Below are 18691 nucleotides of genomic sequence, written 5' to 3' on the forward strand. Positions count from 1 at the left end.
AGCATGCGATGACACAGATGGCGCTCGTAATCGATCTGAACGTCTGCGTGGGCTGCCACGCGTGCGTGACGAGCTGCAAGGAATGGAACACGTCGGGCGAGGCGGGCAGTCTTGCCGACTTTCGCCCGTATGACGCCGATCCGTCGGGCACATTCTTCAACCGCGTGCAGACGTTCGAAGCCGGCGAATTTCCGCTTGCCGACACCATTCATTTCCCCAAGTCCTGCCTGCACTGCGAGGACCCGCCGTGCGTGCCGGTGTGTCCGACCGGGGCAAGCTACAAGCGCAAGGAAGACGGCCTCGTGCTGGTCGACTACGACCGCTGCATCGGCTGCAAATACTGCGCGTGGGCCTGCCCCTACGGCGCGCGGGAAATCGACGAAGCACGCAAGGAAATGACCAAGTGCACGCTGTGTTCCGACCGCATCTACAACGAAGCGCTGCCGGAGCGCGACCGCAAGCCCGCGTGCGTGCTGGCGTGCCCGACCTCGGCGCGCCTGTTCGGCGACATTCACGATCCTGAGTCGGTCGTGTCGAAGGCGATCCGCGAACGGGGCGGCTATCAGCTGATGCCCGAATGGGGCACCCGGCCGTCGAATCACTATTTGCCGCGTCAACCGGTGACGTCCTGCGGCAGCGGCTCGTGTTCGTGCAAGACATCGGGCGCGGGAGCGGCCGATACCCTGGAAGCGCAGGTCGAGCACGGCGCACTCAATCTCGCGTCGATCGCTACGCGCACGTGAACACGCCAGCGCGCCCGCATGGCGCGCCCCGAATCGAAGTGTGGAGAACGGTATGAATCCGGCATTTTCAGTGGTGTTTCTCACCACGCTGAGCGGTGCGGGCCAGGGCCTGCTGATCGCGCTCGTCGGCGTGGAGTTGGCGCAACGGCTCGGCTTCGGCGAGGTGGCGGCGGTTCCGGCGATGTTCTATGTCGTCGGTGCGGCGCTTTCGTGCGCACTGGGCACGCTGGGGCTCGTCGCGTCGTTCTTTCATCTCGGCCATCCCGAGCGGGCATGGCGCGCCATCGCGATGTGGCGCACCTCGTGGCTTTCGCGCGAATGCCTTTGTCTTCCCGCGTTTCTGGCCTGCACGTTCGCTTATGGCCTCGCCCACCTGCTGGGGGCCTCGTTTTCGCTGGCAATCGGCGGCGTGGCGGTCGTCGCGAGCCTGCTGCTCTTCCTGTGCACCGCGATGATCTACGCGTGCCTGCGCTTTCTCCAGGAATGGGCGACGCCGCTCACGCTGGTCAATTTCGTCCTGCTCGGCTGCGCGTCCGGCTTCACGCTCGCGACCGCATGCGCTGCGAGATTCGCACCGGCCATGACGGTGCCGCTTGCCGTCTGCGCATGCGTGTTGACGCTGGCGGGCTGTGCGTCGCGCACGGCTTCGCTTGTCCGCAATGCACGCCTGCGCCCGAAATCGACAGTGCAAAGCGCGACCGGTATTCGCGCGGCACGCGTCGAGCAGAAGTCGCGCGGATTTACGGCGGGCGCCTTCAATCTGCGCGAGTTCTTTCACGGCAAGACACCCCGCGCGCTCAAACGCATCAAGTGGACGTTCCTGATCGCGGCGTTCCTCGCACCTTTCTGCCTCGTCGCGATCGGAGGCGGCATGCGACCGGTCGGGCTATCGTTCGCGGTGCTGTGCCTGGCGGCTGTGATCCAGTACGCGGGTCTCGTGGCGGAGCGCTGGTTCTTCTTTGCCGAGGCACGGCATCCGCAGAATCTCTACTATCAGCGTTCCTAGGTTTTAGTTCCTGGTTCCAGGCAGGAGGTCGCTGGCCTCGAGGCGTTGCCGGCGGCTGCACGCCGCCTTACTCGCGGAACGTCTTCGCGGTTTCGGTCGCGGCGTGCCTCAGGTCGGGCACGAAGGCGAGCAGGTCGTCGAGCGCGAGGCGCCCGACCGGCGCCTGGACGGCGATTGCCGCGCAGGCGCGGTTGCGGTCCAGCATGACGGGCACGGCGATCGCGATCAAGCCCTGTAAATGCTCCTGATTATTGATCGCGAGCTGCCGCCGGCGTGTCACCGCCAGCTCCTTGCGCAACGCTTCGCGGTCGGTGATCGTTTGTTCCGAATGCGCGCGCAGCGGCAATGTGTCGATCATGCGGTCGCGCCGCTCCTTGGGCAGAAAGCTCAGCAGCAGCTTGCCGCTTGCCGAACAGTGCAGCGGCACGTGCGAGCCCGGCTGCAGATGCATGCGCAGCGGCCATTCGGTCTCCACGCGGTCGACATAGACCACGTCGTTGCCGGCGAGCATGGTGAGATTGCAGGTCTCGCCAATCTTTTCGACGAGCTGTTCGAGCAGCAGGTGCCGCGCCGCCGCCGGCCCCGCATGCATCAGCACGTTCACCGCCATCATTCTCACGCGTGCCGAACACTCGTACAGCTTGTCGTTCGCGCCGCGCGTGACGAGCCACGCGTCGGTGAGCTGGGCCAGGATACGGTGTACGGTCTGCTTGGGCAAACCGAGTGCATCCACCAGATCCATCATCGCTAAAGGACGGCCCGCCTGGGCTAGCGTTTCCAGCACGCGGAACGCGCGGACTGCCGCCGCATTCGATTGGTTCGATGTGGACACGCTTGTCTCCTGCGTCGGTTGCTTTGTGCGGTCGACGCTAGCTTTCCCGTTATTGTGCATCTCCCGGCGCGATTTTCGGGACTGGTGAAAGTCCCGAAAATCGCCAATTCCGCTCCTTCGTAGCCGGGTGTCGCCGATTGCGCGGGAATCGGGACTCGCATTCACGCGCCGATGAATAGATTGGCAGTACAGCCAATTATCTGATCGGAGCGCACGGATGAATGTGAGAGAGACCGTTGCCCATGCCGTTGGTGCGGGCAACCCCGAGGCGCCCGCGCCGCAGATCGCCGCGCTCGTGGCGCGTTCGCGTGCGGCGCAGCAAGCGTTCGAGTTCGCCGGGCAGGCAACCCTGGATGACGCCGCAGCGGCTGCGGCGTGGGCGATCATGGAGCCCGGCCGCAACCGCGAACTTGCCGGGCTGGCGGTGCATGACACGGGACTCGGGAACGCCGAAGACAAGTTCCGCAAGAACTACCGCAAGACACTCGGGTTGCTGCGCGACCTGCATGGCAAAAAGACCTGTGGCGTGATTGCGCGAGACGAGGCCACGGGCATTGTCGAGATCGCGCGCGCGGTCGGGGTGGTCGCGGCGATCACGCCATCCACCAATCCGGCCGCGACGCCGGCCAACAAGATCATCAACGCGCTCAAATGCGGCAATGCGGTGATCGTCGCGCCCTCGCCGAAGGGTTACGGCGCGTGCGAGGCGCTCATCGGTTTCATCCATGCGCAGTTCGCCAGGGCGGGCCTCGACCCGGCGCTCGTGCAGATGCTGCCCGCGCCGGTGGACAAAGCCGCCACCGCCGCGCTGATGCGCGAGGCCGACCTCGTGGTCGCGACCGGCTCGCAGGCCAATGTGCGCATGGCCTACGCCAGCGGCACGCCGGCCTTCGGCGTGGGGGCCGGCAACGTGGCGTCGATCGTCACGCGCACGGCGAACCTTCGCGATGCGGCGCACAAGATCGCCGCTTCGAAGACCTTCGACTATGCGACGAGCTGCTCGTCGGAGAACAGCGTTGTGATCGACGAGGCAGTCTACGACGCGATGCTGCACGAACTCGCCGCATGTGGCGGCGTGCTGCTCGACGTGCAGCAAAAGGCGCAATTGCAGGCGGCGATGTGGACCGACGGCAAGCTCTCGCCGCGTTGCACCGCAAAATCCGCGGCGCAGATCGCGCGCGGCGCCGGCCTCGACGAAATCGCAGAGAAGGCGTCGCGCGAGAGCGCGTTCCTGATGGTCGAGGAGAGCGGCTTCGGGGCGGGCCATCCGTTTTCGGGCGAAAAGCTCGCGCCGGTGCTCACGGTCTACCGCGCGCGCGATTTCGGCGCGGCGGCGGATATCGTGCGCAGCCTCTACGCCTATATGGGCGCGGGTCACTCGGTCGGCCTGCACACGGACGACCCTGACGAAGCCGTGGCGCTGGGTTCGACGCTGCCGGTCGCGCGCGTGATCGTCAACCAGGCGCATTGCTTCGCGACGGGCGGCAACTTCGACAACGGTCTGCCGTTCTCGCTCTCGATGGGCTGCGGGACCTGGGGGCGCAACAACTTTTCGGAGAATCTCGGCTTTCGCCAGTACCTGAACATCACGCGCGTGGCGTACCCGATCGCGGAGCGCGTTCCCGAGCTCGACACCTTGCTCGGCGACTATTTCCGGAGGTTCGGCCAATGAGCGCGCCCGCCACGATCCGCGCGCTGATCGAAGCCCGCGCCGCACAGTACCCGGACAAGCCCTTTCTGCTGGCGGCACCCGACGAACTCATCACGGAAGACGCCGGCGCAGTCGCCGAAAGCGACACGGCGGGCGCGACGCTGACCTTCGGCGCGCTGCTCGAGCGTTGCCGCGCGCTCGAGAGCCGTTTTCGCGACGCAGGCCTGAAGCCGGGCGACGTCGTTTCGGTCCTGATGGGCAACGGCATCCAGACCGCCACGCTGCTGCTCGGCGCGATGTACAGCGGACTGATCGCGCATCCGCTCAACCTGCTTTGCCAGGCGTCCCAGCTTGCCTATATCGTCGAGCATTCGGATACGCGGATGATCTTTGCGAGCGCGCAGACGAGCGGCGCGCTCGCGGCGGCCCTCGCCGCGCTGCGCAAGCAGGGCGTCTCGCGCAACATCGCGCTCGTGCGCACGGAACCGGATGCTGTCGCCTTGCCGGTGTTGCCCGCGCTCGAAACGGCGGCAGCCGATGTGGCGAGCGGCATGCCGGCTTCGAGCCTCGCGGGCCTCCCGGTCCTTCCGGGCCCGGAATCGCTGCCCGTGGAAACCCGCTGCGGTCCCGACGCTGCCGACATCGCCCTGCTGATGTACACCTCGGGCACGACCGGCGCGCCGAAGGGCGTGCTGCTCAGCCACGCAAGCCTCCAGGCGAACGCGCGCAACATCAGCCTCGAGCACCGCCTCGCCGACGATGACCGCGTGCTGGCATCGCTGCCGCTCTATCACATCAACGGCCTCGTCGTGACCTTGCTTGCACCGCTGTGGCACGCGGGGTCGGTCGTGCTGACGGCGCGTTTCTCCGCGCGCACGTTCTGGCGCGATGCCGCCAGCTACGGCTGCACATGGATCAACGTGGTGCCGACCATCGTCGCCTATCTCCTCAACGGCGACGAACCGCGCGGGCTCGATCTCTCCGCGCTCAAGTTCTGCCGCAGCGCGTCTGCCGCGCTGCCCGCCGACCATCATCGCGCATTCGAGGCGCGCTTCGGCATCGGCGTCATCGAGACCATGGGGATGACCGAGACCGCCGCGCCAGTCTTTAGCAATCCATACGATGCATCGCGGCGCCGGATCGGCAGCATCGGCCTGCCTTCGGGCGGCGAAGCGCGCGTGATCGATCGTGACGGCCGTGAATGCGGACCGAACGAGTGCGGCGAGATCGTGCTGCGCGGCGCCCAGGTCATGAACGGCTACTACAAGCGCAGCGAGGACACGGCGAAGGCGTTTACCGCCGACGGCTGGCTGCGCTCCGGCGACCTCGGCTATCGCGACGACGAGGGCTACTTCTATATCAACGGCCGCTCGAAGGAACTGATCATCAAGGGCGGCGAGAACATCGCGCCGCGCGAGATCGACGAGGCGCTGCTGCGCCATCCGGGCGTGCTGGACGCGGCGGCCGTCGGCGTGCCCGATCCCGCCTATGGACAGGAGATCGTCGCGTTCGTGGTGGCGCGCGATGCCCACTGGCAGGGCGCGCCCGATGCGGACGATCTGCGCGCGCACTGCCTGCGCGAACTGGGGCGCTACAAGACGCCGAAAGAGTTCCGTTTCGTGAACGAACTGCCGCGCGGCCCCTCGGGCAAGGTCCAGCGACTCAAGCTCGTGACGCCCTCGGGCTGATACGCGGCTACGCGCATCCGACCCGGCGACACATAAGAGAGACTCAGGAGACGACAACATGAAGCAGCACGCGCAGCGCGTCAAGACGCGCCACATCATTCTCGCGGTCATGTGCCTGATGTATTTCATCTCGTACATCGACCGCGTCAACATCGCGGTCGCGGGACCGCTGATCCGCCACGAAATGGGCCTGAGCGCGGTGCAGCTCGGCCTGGTATTCTCCGCGTTCGCCTATCCTTATGCGCTCATGCAGATCATCGGCGGCTGGCTTTCGGACAAGTTCGGTCCGAAGCTCGTGCTCACCGTGCTCTCGTTGATCTGGGGCGCGGCGACGCTCGCCACGGGCTTTGCCGGCAGTGTCGCGATGCTGGTCGGGCTGCGCTTCGCGCTTGGCGTGGGCGAGGGCGGGGCTTTCCCCACGGCCACCCGCGCCTTCACGTACTGGATGCCGGTGGGCGAACGCGGCTTCGCGCAGGGCATCACGCACAGCTTCGCGCGCCTCGGCGGCGCGGTCACGCCGCCGCTCGTGCTCGCGGTGGTCGTGGCAGGCGGCTGGCGCGACGCATTCATCCTGCTCGGCATCGCGAGCCTCATGTGGACGGTGCTCTATCTCTTCGTGTTTACGAACTCGCCGGAACAGAACCGGCGCGTCACGCCCGAAGAGACCGCCGAGATCGGCTATTGCAAGGGCGACTGCGACCGCGCGAAGCGCGCGGCGACGCCGTGGCGCAAGCTCGTGCGGCGCATGTGGCTCGTCACGTTCGTCGACTTCTGCTATGGCTGGCTGTTGTGGGTCTATCTCACGTGGCTGCCGTCGTATCTGAAGGAGTCGCGCGGCTTCGACCTCAAGCAGCTCGCGCTCTTCACCGCGCTGCCGCTGCTCGCAGGCGTGGTGGGCGACACGCTTGGCGGCGTGGTTTCCGACCGCCTCTACAAGTGGACGGGCCGGCTACGCTTCGCGCGCTGCGCGGTGCTCGTGACCGGCATGGGCGGCTCGCTCGCCTTCCTGCTGCCCATGGTGTCCGTCTCGAACCCGATGGCCGCGGTGCTCTTCCTTTCCGCTTCGTTCTTCTTCCTCGAGATCACGAACCCGGTGCTGTGGACGCTGCCGCTCGATATCGCCGGCAAGTACGCGGGTACGGCGGGCGGCATGATGAACACGGGCTTCGGCATTGCGGGGATGGTGTCGCCGGTGGTGTTCGGCTACCTGATCCAGCACACCGGCAGCTACAACGTACCGTTCATGATCTCCGCCGGTTTGCTGGCGGTGGGCATCGTGGCGGCGCTCTTCATCGATACCGCGCGCACAGTCGAAGCGGACGAAGAACGCGAGCGGCGCATGGGCCCGGAAGAGGCGGGGGCCTTCGCGTTCCTCGACAGCATGCCGACGGTGCGGCTCGAACGTCACATGCTGCGGCGCCCGCTGCGCTGGTGGCGCTGAGCCTCGCGGGGCGCGGGCATGAGGCACGCCATGCGGCGGCACTGAAGGCTTCCGGGAGCTTCCGGGGGCCGCCGCCCAGCTACGCCTTATGCGCCGCGGTCGAGCTTGCGCAGGCGCCAGATGAGGCTCGACGTGTCGAAGCGGCTGCCGCCCAGGCGCTGCACGTCGCCGTAGAACTGGTCGACGAGCGCCGTGACCGGCAGCGCCGCACCGTTGCGCTTCGCTTCGTCCAGGCAGAAGCCGAGGTCCTTGCGCATCCAGTCCACGGCGAAACCGAAGTCGAACTGGTTGGCCATCATGGTCTTGCCGCGGTTGTCCATCTGCCAGCTCGCGGCGGCGCCCTTGCCGATCACGTCGAGCACGAGCGCCATGTCGAGCCCGGCGCGCTCGCCGAAGTTGATCGCCTCGGAAAGCCCCTGCACGAGGCCCGCGATGCAGATCTGATTGACCATCTTGGCGAGCTGGCCGGCGCCCGCCGCGCCCACCAGCGTCACGGCCGCCCCGTAGTGGGCGAGCGTGGGCTTTGCGCGCTCGAAGGCTGCGGCTTCGCCGCCGCACATGATCGTGAGCTTGCCGTTCTGGGCACCGGCCTGGCCGCCCGACACGGGCGCGTCGATGAAGTGCAGGCCATGCTCGGCGGCTTGCGCCGAAAGCTCGCGCGCCACGTTGGCGGAGGCGGTCGTGTGGTCGGCGAACACGGCGTCGCGTGCCATGCCGGCGAAGGCGCCGTCCGCGCCGAGCGTGATGCTGCGCAGGTCGTCGTCGTTGCCGACGCAGGCGAGCACCAGATCGGCGCCCTGGGCCGCTTCGCGCGGCGTGGCAGCCGCGCGGCCGCCGTATTCGGCGACCCATTGCGCAGCCTTTGCGGCGGTGCGGTTGTAGACCGTGACGTCGAGCCCGGCTTTGGCGAGATGACCGGCCATGGGATGGCCCATCACGCCGAGACCCAGGAACGCGACACGGCGTACCGGATTGGGGGCGGACGAGGATGCGGATTGGCTCACAGTGGCTCCTTGGGGTGGGGTTTGAGGCTGGGGCGGTCTCATTATCTCAGCTATCGGCGCGGCGCCTGGGCGGCGCCGGCAGGAGGCGGCGCCGGCCCGGGCTCAGCCCGGACGCAACGATAGGGCGCGTCTGGCACTAGCCGCGCGCGTTTTTGTCAGCCGATACCCCGTACAACAAGACGGCCTGGCCGGCCTTGCTCGCGACGGGAGCAGGGTGCCCAGGCCCCCAAAAAGGAGACAAGGCGAGACAAGGAGGCTCAGGTATCTGATCGGAGTCGGCCTCCCTTTTCCGGGCTTCATCGATACGCGAACCGAAGCGATGTTGCGCGATGGGCGGCACGCGTGCGTGTTGCATGCGTGCCGCCGCGTAGTGGCGCATGGCATGCCGCGCGCGAAGCGCGGCGAGTCATTCAACGCACACTGCCCATGGCAAGATGCCGCGTGTGATGGCGGCGGCCCACCCAGGCGGCCGAGAGCGCGCTCACGAGCCCCGCGAACATCGTGTAGAGGCAGATGAGCCACGGATCGCCGCCGTTGCGCTGCAAAAGCCAGGTCGCGATGATCGGGCTGATGCCGCTCGCGAAGATGCCGGAGAACTGATAGACGAACGAGATGCCGGAGTAGCGCACGTTGGCGTCGAACAGCTCCGCGAAGAGCGCGGCCTCGGGCCCGTAGACCGACGCGTAAACGACCCCGAGCGGAATGATCACGGCGATCCACAGGAACACCGGCGAGCCGCCGCTGTGCTTCATGAGCCAGAAGCCGAAGAACGACGACAAGCCCGTGAAGAGCGAGCCCCAGAAGTAGATGCGGGTTCTGCCGATGCGGTCCGAAAGGCGGCCGAAAAACGGAATCGTGAAGATCATCGTGAACGCGGCGGCCATCACGGCGAACAGGGCGTCGGTGCGCGAGAGCTTGAGCGTTTGCGTGAGGTAGGCGATCGTGAAAACGGCGAAGACGTTGAAGAACACGCCGTCGATGAAGCGTGCGCCCATGCCGGCGAGCACGTTGCCGGGATAGCGGGCGAGCACCTCGGCGATCGGCACGCGGACCTCGGCGCCCTGTTGCTTCACGCGCTCGAACTCGGGGGTTTCCAGTACGCGCAGGCGGATATACATGCCGATCGCGACGAGCGCGAAGGACAGGAAGAACGCCACGCGCCAGCCCCAGGCAAGAAACTGCGCATTGCTGAGCACGGAGGAGAGCAGGGCGACCACGCCCGAGGCGAGGCAAAGCCCGATCGCGAGGCCGATCTGCGGAATGCTCGCATAGAGGCCGCGCCGGCCTTCGGGCGCGTATTCGAATGCCATCAGCACGGCGCCGCCCCATTCGCCGCCCAGGCCCAGGCCCTGCGCGACGCGCAGGATGAGCAGCAGCGCGGGCGCCCACAGGCCGATCTGCGCATAGGTCGGCACGGTGCCGATCAACACGGTGGCGACGCCCATGATCGAGAGCGTCATGATCAGCATGCTTTTGCGGCCGAGCCGGTCGCCGAAGTGACCGAAGACAATGCCGCCGAGCGGGCGGCTCAGGAAGCCCACCGCGAAGGTGCCGTAGGCGAGCATCGTCGAAATGAGGGGGTCGCCGCCCGGGAAATAAAGCTTGTTGAAGACGATGCCGGCGACGACGCCGTACAGGAAGAAGTCGTACCACTCGATGGTCGCGCCGATCAGGCTCGCGACGACCACGCGCCTCATCTGCCGGGCGTCGGTGCGGGGCAATGCGTTCATGGCTGTCTCCTTTTTGGGACGCACCTCGTACGGTGCGGCTCCTTGAAAAGCAGGTATTTTCGTAAGGGATCCTTTGTTTGCTGCGTGTCGCTCGGTGCTGCATGTACTACGCGAGTCCCGTGCCTCGTTAGGGGTAGGCCTCGGCGTGCTCCCGTTGCACCCGGGAAAGGCTCGCGTGGTCCTCGAGAATCATGTCGGCGGCTTTTTCCGCGATCATGATGACGGGGGCGTTGGTATTGCCGGAGACGAGCTCGGGCATGATCGACGCATCGACGACGCGCAGCGCGGCGAGGCCGTGCACGCGCAGGCGTTCGTCGACGACCGCCGTCGCGTCGCGGCCCATCTTGCAGGTGCCCGCGGGGTGGTAGATCGACTGGCTGAACTGGCGCGCCGCATCCAGCAACTCCGCATCGCTCTGATATCGTTCGCCGGGCACGAACTCGGACACGATGTGCGGCGCAAGCGACGGCGCGGCGGCGATGCGGCGCGCCACCCGTATGCCGCCAATCACGACGGGATGGTCGCGCGGGTCGGACAGATAATTGGCGCGAATGGCGGGGTACTGGAGCGGGTCGGCGGAGCGGATTTCAACGCTGCCGCGGCTATGGGGCCGCAACTGGCAGACGGAAGCCGTGAACGCCGAGAAAGGATGCGCGCCCTGGCCGGGCTTGTCGGCGCTCAGCGGCTGCATGTGGAACTGGATGTCGGGGCGCTCGACCGCGGGGCTCGATCGCGTGAAAACCGCCACCTGGCTGGCCGCCAGTGTGAGCGGCCCGGTGCGCCAGAGCGCGTATTGCAGGCCGATCCAGGCCTTGCGCAACGGATGGTTGACCTCGTCGTTGAGCGTGCGTTCGCGCGTGCGGAACACGAGCCGCACCTGAAGATGGTCCTGCAGGTTCTGGCCGACGCCCGGCAGGTCGAGCAGCACGGCAACGCCCGCGTTGCGCAACACGTGCGCAGGGCCAACTCCGGAGTGCTGCAGAATCTGCGGCGAGCCAATCGCGCCCGAGGCGAGAATGACCTCGACGCGCGCCCGCGCGCGCTTCTTTACGCCGTCCTGCAGATACTCCACGCCGACTGCGCGGCGCCCTTCGAACAGGATCCGGCACGCCTGCGCCCGCGTCTGAACGATCAGGTTGCTGCGTTTGCGCGCGGGTTTGAGAAAGCCCTTCGCGGTGCTCCAGCGAAAGCCGTTATAGGCCGTCTGCTGAAAATAGCCGACCCCTTCCTGAACCTCGCCGTTGTAGTCCTCATTGGCCGGGATGCCGATTTCCTGTGCGGCGGCGATGAAGTGATCGGCAATGGGCCGACGCAGGCGCAAGTCGGAGACCTTCAGCGGTCCGCCTGTGCCGTGCCAGGCGTTCGCGCCGCGCTCCTGATCCTCGGACTTCCTGAAATACGGCAGAACGTCGGCATAACTCCAGCCGCGATTGCCGAGCGCCGCCCAACGATCGTAATCCTCGCGTTGTCCGCGCACGTAGAGCAGGCCGTTGAGCGAACTCGATCCGCCGAGCACCTTGCCGCGCGGCCAGTCGATCTGGCGGCCGGCCACGCCTTCGTCCGGCTCCGTGCGGTAGCACCAGTCGAGCGCGGGATTGTGCATGGTCTTGAAGTAGCCGACCGGCACATGGATCCACGGACTGCTGTCCTCGCCGCCGGCTTCGAGCAGCAGCACGGCGTTGCGCGCGTCGGCACTCAGCCGGTGGGCGAGCACGCAACCGGCCGATCCGGCGCCGACGATCAGGTAGTCGACTTCATGGTCCATGAATCCCGTCTCCTCGAAATCCAGGGGCGGCGTGACGTGCCGCGTTTTCGGATCAATGTCGGGGAAGGGGATGCCGACCGCAAGCGGCGATCGTGCGCAGGGGCGGAAAGTGAAACGGAAACTGCCGAAACGGCATCAGAAAGCCGCGGCGAAGCGCGCCCGTTTTGCCGCCGAAGCGGCGACGCGCCGGCGCCCGCTCAGGCGAGCGAGAGCCCCTGGAGCAGCGGCGCGAGTCGGCTCGCCGTCTGCTTCATGCGAGCCACAGACTCCAGCAGTTCCTCGAGGGTCGCGCGCGCGGTCGGGGCATGCACAGCGAGCGCGGCGAGCACGTGTTTGCTCCCGGGGTCGCGCACCGGCACCGCAATCGCCACCATGCCGCGTACGAACTCTTCGTTGTCGATGCCGATGCCGCGCACCGCAAGCTGTTCGAGCTCGGCCGCGAGCGCCTTGGGGGCGGTCAGCGTGCGGGGCGTCATCTTTGTCAGCACGAGGCGTTCGAGCAGCGCGTTGCGCTCGAGCACCGACATCTGCGAGAGAAAGAGTTTGCCGCTCGCGGTGCAGTGCAGCGGAACGTGCATGCCCGGGTGCATTTCCATGCGCAACGGCTCCGTTGTCTCGACACGCTCGATGTAGAGGACGCGGTCGCCGTCGAGCGCGGTGAGATTGCAGGTTTCGCCGAGCGCTTCCACGAGTGTGCGCAGCAGCACGCGGCACGAGCGCGTGAAGGTGTTGTTGGCGAGCGTGGCGAGCGCAAGGTGCGCCGCGCGCGGGCCCAGCGCGAGGCTGCGGTCGTGCCCGCGCGAGTCGGGCATATGAATGACGTAGCCGCGCGCTTCCAGCGAATCGATGAGGCGCAGCAGCGTCGCCTTGGGAATATGCAGCCGGGCGGACAACTGCGAGAGCGTGTACGGCTGGCCCGCGGACGCCAGTTGCTCCAGCACCACGAGCGCGCGCAGCACGCGAGCGTCGTCCGCCGACGCTGCTTCGCGCAACGCGGGGGCGTGGTCTTGCGCCCTGTTTTGCGGCGGATTTTGCTTCGTCTCTCGCGCCATGTCGCGCATCGGGCTCCTCCTGAAGGGCGTGGAATTGAAACGAATTGTTCGAGTTTCCGGGCACATTTCAGTATGAGCGCAAAGTTCACCGGGTTACGTAGCGGATTACCCCGATACGTCATGCAAATGATTCCCGCGCTGCACCAGGCAACGGCACCAGGCCGCTGTACCAGGCGATACCGGGCCACTGGCTCTACCTGTGTAATTCTGGTCTGCCTAGAATTTTTCCCAACAGAGCGCCGAAGCGCCGGCTCAATTCGACAGGAGACAGGCATGACGAACAGGCAGTCGGCAGGAACCGCTCTCGCAGCGGAGCGTGCAAGTGTCTTCACGAAGCCTGTGGAGCATTGATCATGGGATACAGCACAGTCGATTCCGCCGCCGGCTTTGCCGCGAGCGATGCCGGCTCCACGAAGTACGACCCCACGTACGATCCGCTCGTCTCGCCGGGCCCGGGCGCCGGCAAGGATTACGCGCCGACCTACTGGGTCGCGACGGCGGGCAGCCCGCCCCCCGATGACGGCCCCGTCACGAAAGATCTCGACGTGGATGTCGCGATCATCGGTGCGGGCTACACGGGGCTCGCCACGGCGCTCTGCCTCGCGCGCGAGCATGGCATCAAGGCCGTGGTGCTAGAGGCGAACCGCACGAGCTGGGGCTGCAGCAGCCGCAATGGCGGACAGGGGCAGAATGCCTCGGGCCGCCTCTCGCGCTCGCAATGGATCGAGCGCTGGGGCAAGGACGTCGCCCTGAAAATGCACGACGAGATCCAGCAGGGCTTCGATCATTTCAAGGAACTCGTTGCCGAGATCGATTGCGATCCGCAGCCAGGTGGCCACTTCCTGATCGCGCACCGGCCGCGCATCATGGCGAAGCTCGCCGCCGAGGCGAAGGTCTGGAAGGACGTATTCGGGTACCCCTCGGAGCTTTTGAGCGCGCAGACATTTCGCCGCGAATTCATCGACGACCACGAGGCGGCCGGCGCGCTGCACGAGCCCGAAGGAATCGGCATCCACGCGTTGAAGCTCGCGTTCGGGTATCTGCGTCTCGCGCGTACCGCAGGCGCCAGAGTCCACACCAGCAGTCCGGTGACGGGATGGGAAACCGTCAACGGCGTGCATCATCTGCGCACGCCGGGGGGCGTCGTGCGCGCGCGCGCGGTGGGCATCGCGACGGGGGCGTACACGGCGCAGACGCTGCATCCCACGCTGCGCAGCAAAATCATGCCGATCCTCTCGAACTCCATGGTCACGCGCCCGCTCACCGAAGCCGAGATCGCCGCGTGCGGCTTTCGCACGACCCAGGTGCTCACGGACACGCGCACGTTGCGCTTTTACTATCGATTCCTGCCCGACGGCCGGCTGCAGATTGGCAGCCGCAGCGCGATCACCGGCGAGGATGCGCCCAATCCGCGCCATCTCGATCTGCTCAGGGAAGGCATGGCGCGCAAGTTTCCGGCGCTGCGCGGCGTGCAGATCGACTATTCGTGGTGGGGGTGGGTGGATGTGAGCCACGACATGATGCCTCGGGTGTGCCAGCCCGATCCGCGGCAATCGGTGTTTTATGCGCTCGGCTATGGGGGTAACGGGGTCTCTTATTCGCAGCAAGCGGGAAGGCGGCTTGCTGAACGGATCGCCGGTAAGGGTGGGCAGCAGACGCTGCCGATTTTTACCACGCCGCTGCCTGGGCATCCGTTTGCGCCGTTCAGGCGCATTGGGCAGCGCATGCTTTATTTGCAGTACTTCAGGCGGGATGAGAAGGCTTGAGGCGGGTGTGTTTTTCTGTGTTCGCAGTGGTATGCAGGCAAACCTGAAAAACCGCGTTGCGCCGGTCACACGGCACGGGCCGCATCGAAAAATGAAGCCGCAACCTGCATGCAGTCATGAAAGCGATAAGGAAAACGCGATGACCACGGAATGCGCAATGGAGGGTCCGGATCGCATGGTGTCGGTGCGCGAGCGCTTCGGCTTCGATTCGAACCTGAGGGTGCCGGCCTTCAGCGAGCGCGACGCCCACGTGCCGGACGTGGATGAGGCCTATCGCTTCAACCCCGAAGTCACGCTCGCCATACTCGCCGGCTTTACGCGCAACCGGCGGGTGATGGTGCAGGGGCTGCACGGCACGGGCAAGTCCACGCATATCGAGCAGGTCGCGGCGCGCCTGAACTGGCCGTGCGTGCGCGTGAATCTCGACGGCCATATCAGCCGGCTCGATCTCGTCGGCAAGGACGCGATCGTGGTGCGCGACGGCCGCCAGGTCACGGAGTTCCAGGAGGGGATCGTGCCATGGGCGCTGCAGCGGCCAGTCGCGCTGATCTTCGACGAATACGATGCGGGCCGCCCCGACGTGATGTTCGTGATCCAGCGCATTCTCGAGCGCGACGGCAGTTTCACGCTGCTCGACCAGAATCGCGTGATCCGCCCGCACGCCCACTTCCGCCTCTTCGCGACCACCAATACGATCGGCCTCGGCAATCTCAACGGCCTGTATCACGGCACGCAGATGCTGAACCATGCGCAAATGGACCGCTGGAACGTGGTCGCCACGCTCAACTACCTGCCGCGCGAGGAAGAGGCCGGCATCGTGCTCGCCCGCGTGCCCGAGATGTCCGACGACGCAGGGCGGCAACTCGTCGATTCGATGATCAGCATGGCGGCGATGACGCGCAAGGGCTTCGCGACCGGCGATCTCTCCACGCTGATGTCGCCGCGCACCGTCATCGACTGGGCCGAGAACTGCCAGATTTTCCGCGATCCCGCACTCGCGTTCCGGCTCACGTTCCTGAACAAGTGCGACGAGGCTGAGCGGCCGATCGTCGCCGAGTATTACCAGCGCTGCTTCGGCGTCGAGCTGGACGCCGCGCCCGCCGCGAAGGGCGGCGAAGGCGGCGCGCCGCGGGAGCCGCGCGCGTGAGCTCCACGCCTGCGCCCGAGGCCGTGCGCACCGCGCTGCGGCGCGAGGCGCTATGCGCGGCCGCCGTGCGCGCGCTCACGGGCGACGCCGCGCTCCATTATCGCGGCGGCAGGCTTTGCCGCGAGTCGCGGCCCTTGCCGCTGCATGCGCCGCATCTGCGCAGCGATGTCTACGAGGACGAGTTCGCCTCGCTGCGCGGCGCCGCCGACGCCGCCGCGCAGCGGCTCCTCCATTCCGACGCGGCGTTGCACCGGCAGCTGGCTCCCGAAGCGCCGATCGAGCGCCTGCTGTTTGAGTGGTTCGAGCAGATGCGCTGCGAGGCGCAACTGCCGCCCGGCATGCCGGGACTCGCGCACAACCTGCGACACCGGTTCGAAACCTGGTCACGCGCTTATTGCCGGGCGGGCTTGACCGAAGGCCATCTCGGCATTCTGCTCTATACGGTGACGCAGATTGTCTGGTCGCGCGTGAGCGGCTGGCCCGTGCTCGACGAGACCGAGGATCTGATCGAGGCGACGCGCGCCGGCATTGCGCCTGCGATCGGCGTGCAGCTTGCGGGGCTGCGTGCAACTTGCGCAGACCAGCGCGCCTATGCGGCGCATGCCCGCGAGCTGGCGCGCCGCGTCGCGACGATGCTCGACGACGCGCGCGCGGCAAGCGCCGTAGACGACGCCGGGCAAGCGCGCGCACCCGACGACGCATTGACGTCGTTCTCGCTGTGGGTCGATTTCGACGAAACGACGGTCGAACTGCCCGCGCTCGCGCCGACCGGCGTGAGCCGCGTGCTCGCCGAAGCGGCGAATGGCTATCGCGCCTACACGACAGCGTACGACCGCGAGTTCCGGCCCGCCGCGCGCGTGCGCGAAACGCTGCTGCGCGAGTATCGCGAGCGGCTCGACGAGCGCATCGCCGCGAGTGGCGTCAACGTCGCGCGCCTCGCGCGCGCGCTGCAGATGGCGATTGCGGTGCCGCAGCGCGATGGCTGGCTCTTTGGCGAGGAGGACGGCCGCATCGACGGCAGGCGCCTCGCGCAGGTCGTCAGCTCGCCCGCCGAGCGGCGCGTGTTCAGGCGCGAGCGATACGAGCCGCGCAGCGATTGCGTGGTGGGCTTCCTGATCGATTGCTCGGGATCGATGAAGGCGCATATCGAGTCCGTTGCGACGATGGTCGATCTGCTCGCGCGCGCGTGCGAGCAGGCGGGCATCGCGAGCGAAGTGCTCGGCTTCACGACGCTCGCCTGGAACGGCGGCCGCGCGAGGGCTGACTGGTTCGCAGGCGGGCGTCCGCCGCATCCGGGGCGCCTCAACGAGACCTGTCACATGGTATTCAAGTCCGCCGACGAGAACTGGCGGCGCGCGCGCCCGGCCATTGCCGCGCTTTTGAAGGCGGACCTCTTTCGCGAGGGCGTGGACGGGGAAGCCGTCGAATGGGCGTGCGCCCGGCTCGCGGGCCGCAGCGAGGCGCGGCGCATTCTCGTCGCGATCTCGGACGGCAGCCCGATGGACACGGCCACGGCGCAGACGAACGACGCTTTCTATCTCGACAATCACCTGAAGGAGGTGGTAGCGCGCCACGAGGCAATGCGCGATGTCGACGTGATCGGGTTAGGTGTCGGGCTGGACCTCAGTCCGTACTACCGGCATTGCGTCGCGATCGACTCCGGCGAGCCGCTCGATATGGCGCGGCTGATCGCGCTCGCAGGATGGGTCGGGGCGCCGCGTTAGCGCAATGTCGGCGGCCTGTGCGCAGATATCGATTCCTGCGCGGGCCATCATCCCCAGGTCACATCAAACCGTCAGCCGGGACCTTCTCATGCGTCATGCCGCGTGGGGCTCCAACGAGTGAGTGACGTCGCGTTGGCGGGCCGTCTGCGCCTGGACCGCCGTGGTCGCGATCACGTAATAGATGTCCTCGGGGCAGCAGCCGCGCGAAAGATCGTTGGCGGGCCGGTTCAGACCCTGCATCAACGGGCCGATGGCCTTGGCGCCGCCAAGGCGTTCCGCGAGCTTGTAGCCGATATTGCCCGCGTCGAGATTCGGGAAGACCAGCACGTTCGCGTGGCCGCCGCACTGAGAATGCTCGATCTTGCGCTCGGCGATCTCCGCAACGAGCGCCGCGTCGAGCTGCACGTCGCCGTCCACGCACAGGGCGGGGCGCTGCTCGTGCACGCGCCGCGTCGCCTCGATCACCTTGTCCACGCTCGCATGGTGGGCGCTGCCGCTCGTCGAGAACGACAGCATCGCAACGCGCGGCTCTTCCATCAGCAGGCTGCGCGCGCTGTCGGCGGCGGCCATGGCGATTTCGGCGAGCTGCGCGGCGTCGGGGTCCACCACGAGCGCGCAGTCGGAGAAGATCAGGGCGCCTTTATAGCGATGAAACGGCTCGCACAGCATCATCAGGAAGAAGCTCGAGACGAGCTTGAACGACGGCTCGACGCCGATCAGCTGGATGGCCGTGCGCACCACGTCGGCGCTCGTGTGAACGGCGCCCGCCACCGAACCGTCCGCGTGGCCGAGACGCACCATCAGGTTGGCAAAGACGAGCGGTTTCGCGGCTTCCTCCCACGCAAGCTCAGGTGTCATGCCCCTGGCACGGCGAAGCGTGACCAGTTCGTCGGCGAAGGCCGCGCGCCAGGCGCTGTCTTGCGGGTCGATCAGCGTGATCTCGCCGAGGTCGACCGACTCGCGCGCGGCGGCCGCGCGGATGGCGCCCGGGTCGCCCACGAGCAGGATGCGCGCGATGCCCTCCTGGTTCGCCCGCGCTGCGGCGGCGAGTACGCGTGCGTCATCGGCTTCGCACAGCACGATGCGCATCGGCGCGAGACGTGCGTTCTCGACGATACGGTTCAGGGCTTTCATGGTGTCAT

General features: G+C 67.0%; 14 protein-coding genes. 8 read left to right on the plus strand and 6 right to left on the minus strand.

The window, feature by feature from the left end; translation table 11 throughout:
- Positions 1 to 8 precede the first annotated feature (8 nt).
- Positions 9 to 743, plus strand: coding sequence for a 4Fe-4S dicluster domain-containing protein (locus BHE01S_RS09485; RefSeq protein ID WP_042263104.1), 735 nt, complete (start codon positions 9 to 11; stop codon positions 741 to 743).
- 52 nt (positions 744 to 795) lie between these two features.
- On the plus strand, positions 796 to 1749 hold the full coding sequence (locus BHE01S_RS09490; RefSeq protein ID WP_042263106.1) for a dimethyl sulfoxide reductase anchor subunit family protein: 954 nt from the start codon (positions 796 to 798) through the stop codon (positions 1747 to 1749).
- Between the two features lie 67 nt (positions 1750 to 1816).
- Here the strand turns inward: BHE01S_RS09490 and BHE01S_RS09495 are convergent, their stop codons facing one another.
- The gene (locus BHE01S_RS09495; protein ID WP_042263301.1) at positions 1817 to 2581 is read right to left on the minus strand and encodes an IclR family transcriptional regulator; all 765 of its coding nucleotides are present in this window, start codon (positions 2579 to 2581) and stop codon (positions 1817 to 1819) included.
- 217 nt (positions 2582 to 2798) lie between these two features.
- Here BHE01S_RS09495 and sauS point away from each other — a divergent pair, with 217 nt between their 5' ends.
- The 3 genes from sauS to BHE01S_RS09510 are packed head-to-tail and all read left to right on the plus strand — an operon-like array spanning position 2799 to position 7361.
- Positions 2799 to 4253, plus strand: coding sequence for an acylating sulfoacetaldehyde dehydrogenase (gene sauS, locus BHE01S_RS09500; RefSeq protein ID WP_042263108.1), 1455 nt, complete (start codon positions 2799 to 2801; stop codon positions 4251 to 4253).
- Positions 4250 to 5920 carry an AMP-binding protein gene (locus BHE01S_RS09505; RefSeq protein ID WP_042263110.1) on the plus strand — a complete coding sequence of 557 codons (1671 nt, stop codon included), beginning with the start codon at positions 4250 to 4252 and terminating at the stop codon, positions 5918 to 5920. The genes sauS and BHE01S_RS09505 overlap by 4 nt, the downstream gene beginning before the upstream one ends.
- A gap of 58 nt (positions 5921 to 5978) precedes the next feature.
- Positions 5979 to 7361, plus strand: coding sequence for an MFS transporter (locus BHE01S_RS09510; RefSeq protein WP_042263112.1), 1383 nt, complete (start codon positions 5979 to 5981; stop codon positions 7359 to 7361).
- 86 nt (positions 7362 to 7447) lie between these two features.
- Here BHE01S_RS09510 and BHE01S_RS09515 read toward each other — a convergent pair whose 3' ends face one another.
- The 4 genes from BHE01S_RS09515 to BHE01S_RS09530 form a co-directional block, all read right to left on the minus strand.
- Entirely contained in the window at positions 7448 to 8365 is a 918-nt protein-coding gene (locus tag BHE01S_RS09515) for an NAD(P)-dependent oxidoreductase (RefSeq protein ID WP_245639683.1), read from the minus strand.
- A gap of 410 nt (positions 8366 to 8775) precedes the next feature.
- The gene (locus tag BHE01S_RS09520) at positions 8776 to 10095 is read right to left on the minus strand and encodes an MFS transporter (protein ID WP_042263118.1); all 1320 of its coding nucleotides are present in this window, start codon (positions 10093 to 10095) and stop codon (positions 8776 to 8778) included.
- Positions 10096 to 10222: 127 nt separating this feature from the next.
- Positions 10223 to 11860: a GMC family oxidoreductase gene (locus BHE01S_RS09525; RefSeq protein ID WP_042263121.1), complete on the minus strand. Its 1638-nt coding sequence runs from the start codon at positions 11858 to 11860 to the stop codon at positions 10223 to 10225.
- A 197-nt stretch (positions 11861 to 12057) separates the two neighbouring features.
- Entirely contained in the window at positions 12058 to 12921 is an 864-nt protein-coding gene (locus BHE01S_RS09530) for an IclR family transcriptional regulator (RefSeq protein ID WP_245639684.1), read from the minus strand.
- Positions 12922 to 13265: 344 nt separating this feature from the next.
- On the opposite strand from BHE01S_RS09530, the gene BHE01S_RS09535 reads away from it, so the two are divergent.
- The 3 genes from BHE01S_RS09535 to BHE01S_RS09545 all read left to right on the plus strand — a co-directional run bounded on the left by BHE01S_RS09535 (position 13266) and on the right by BHE01S_RS09545 (position 17549).
- The gene (locus tag BHE01S_RS09535) at positions 13266 to 14678 is read left to right on the plus strand and encodes an NAD(P)/FAD-dependent oxidoreductase (RefSeq protein WP_042263122.1); all 1413 of its coding nucleotides are present in this window, start codon (positions 13266 to 13268) and stop codon (positions 14676 to 14678) included.
- Positions 14679 to 14817: 139 nt separating this feature from the next.
- A complete protein-coding gene (locus BHE01S_RS09540; RefSeq protein WP_407669488.1) occupies positions 14818 to 15825 on the plus strand; it encodes an AAA family ATPase in 1008 nt (335 codons plus the stop codon).
- On the plus strand, positions 15822 to 17549 hold the full coding sequence (locus BHE01S_RS09545; RefSeq protein WP_042263124.1) for a cobaltochelatase CobT-related protein: 1728 nt from the start codon (positions 15822 to 15824) through the stop codon (positions 17547 to 17549). The genes BHE01S_RS09540 and BHE01S_RS09545 overlap by 4 nt, the downstream gene beginning before the upstream one ends.
- Positions 17550 to 17642: 93 nt before the next feature.
- Here the strand turns inward: BHE01S_RS09545 and pta are convergent, their stop codons facing one another.
- Positions 17643 to 18683 (minus strand): phosphate acetyltransferase, encoded by a 1041-nt coding sequence (gene pta / locus BHE01S_RS09550; protein ID WP_042263126.1) that lies wholly within the window; start codon positions 18681 to 18683, stop codon positions 17643 to 17645.
- Between the last annotated feature and the right edge of the window lie 8 nt (positions 18684 to 18691).

Origin of the sequence: Paraburkholderia heleia NBRC 101817 (assembly GCF_000739775.1) — a bacterium.
Lineage (GTDB): Bacteria > Pseudomonadota > Gammaproteobacteria > Burkholderiales > Burkholderiaceae > Paraburkholderia > Paraburkholderia heleia.

Coding starts and splice junctions, on each gene's coding strand:
- BHE01S_RS09485 (WP_042263104.1), top strand. CDS start 9: ATGACACAGATGGCGCTCGTAATCGATCTGAACGTCTGCGTGGGCTGC.
- BHE01S_RS09490 (WP_042263106.1), top strand. CDS start 796: ATGAATCCGGCATTTTCAGTGGTGTTTCTCACCACGCTGAGCGGTGCG.
- sauS (WP_042263108.1), top strand. CDS start 2,799: ATGAATGTGAGAGAGACCGTTGCCCATGCCGTTGGTGCGGGCAACCCC.
- BHE01S_RS09505 (WP_042263110.1), top strand. CDS start 4,250: ATGAGCGCGCCCGCCACGATCCGCGCGCTGATCGAAGCCCGCGCCGCA.
- BHE01S_RS09510 (WP_042263112.1), top strand. CDS start 5,979: ATGAAGCAGCACGCGCAGCGCGTCAAGACGCGCCACATCATTCTCGCG.
- BHE01S_RS09520 (WP_042263118.1), bottom strand. CDS start 10,095: ATGAACGCATTGCCCCGCACCGACGCCCGGCAGATGAGGCGCGTGGTC.
- BHE01S_RS09525 (WP_042263121.1), bottom strand. CDS start 11,860: ATGGACCATGAAGTCGACTACCTGATCGTCGGCGCCGGATCGGCCGGT.
- BHE01S_RS09530 (WP_245639684.1), bottom strand. CDS start 12,921: ATGCGCGACATGGCGCGAGAGACGAAGCAAAATCCGCCGCAAAACAGG.
- BHE01S_RS09535 (WP_042263122.1), top strand. CDS start 13,266: ATGGGATACAGCACAGTCGATTCCGCCGCCGGCTTTGCCGCGAGCGAT.
- BHE01S_RS09540 (WP_407669488.1), top strand. CDS start 14,818: ATGACCACGGAATGCGCAATGGAGGGTCCGGATCGCATGGTGTCGGTG.
- pta (WP_042263126.1), bottom strand. CDS start 18,683: ATGAAAGCCCTGAACCGTATCGTCGAGAACGCACGTCTCGCGCCGATG.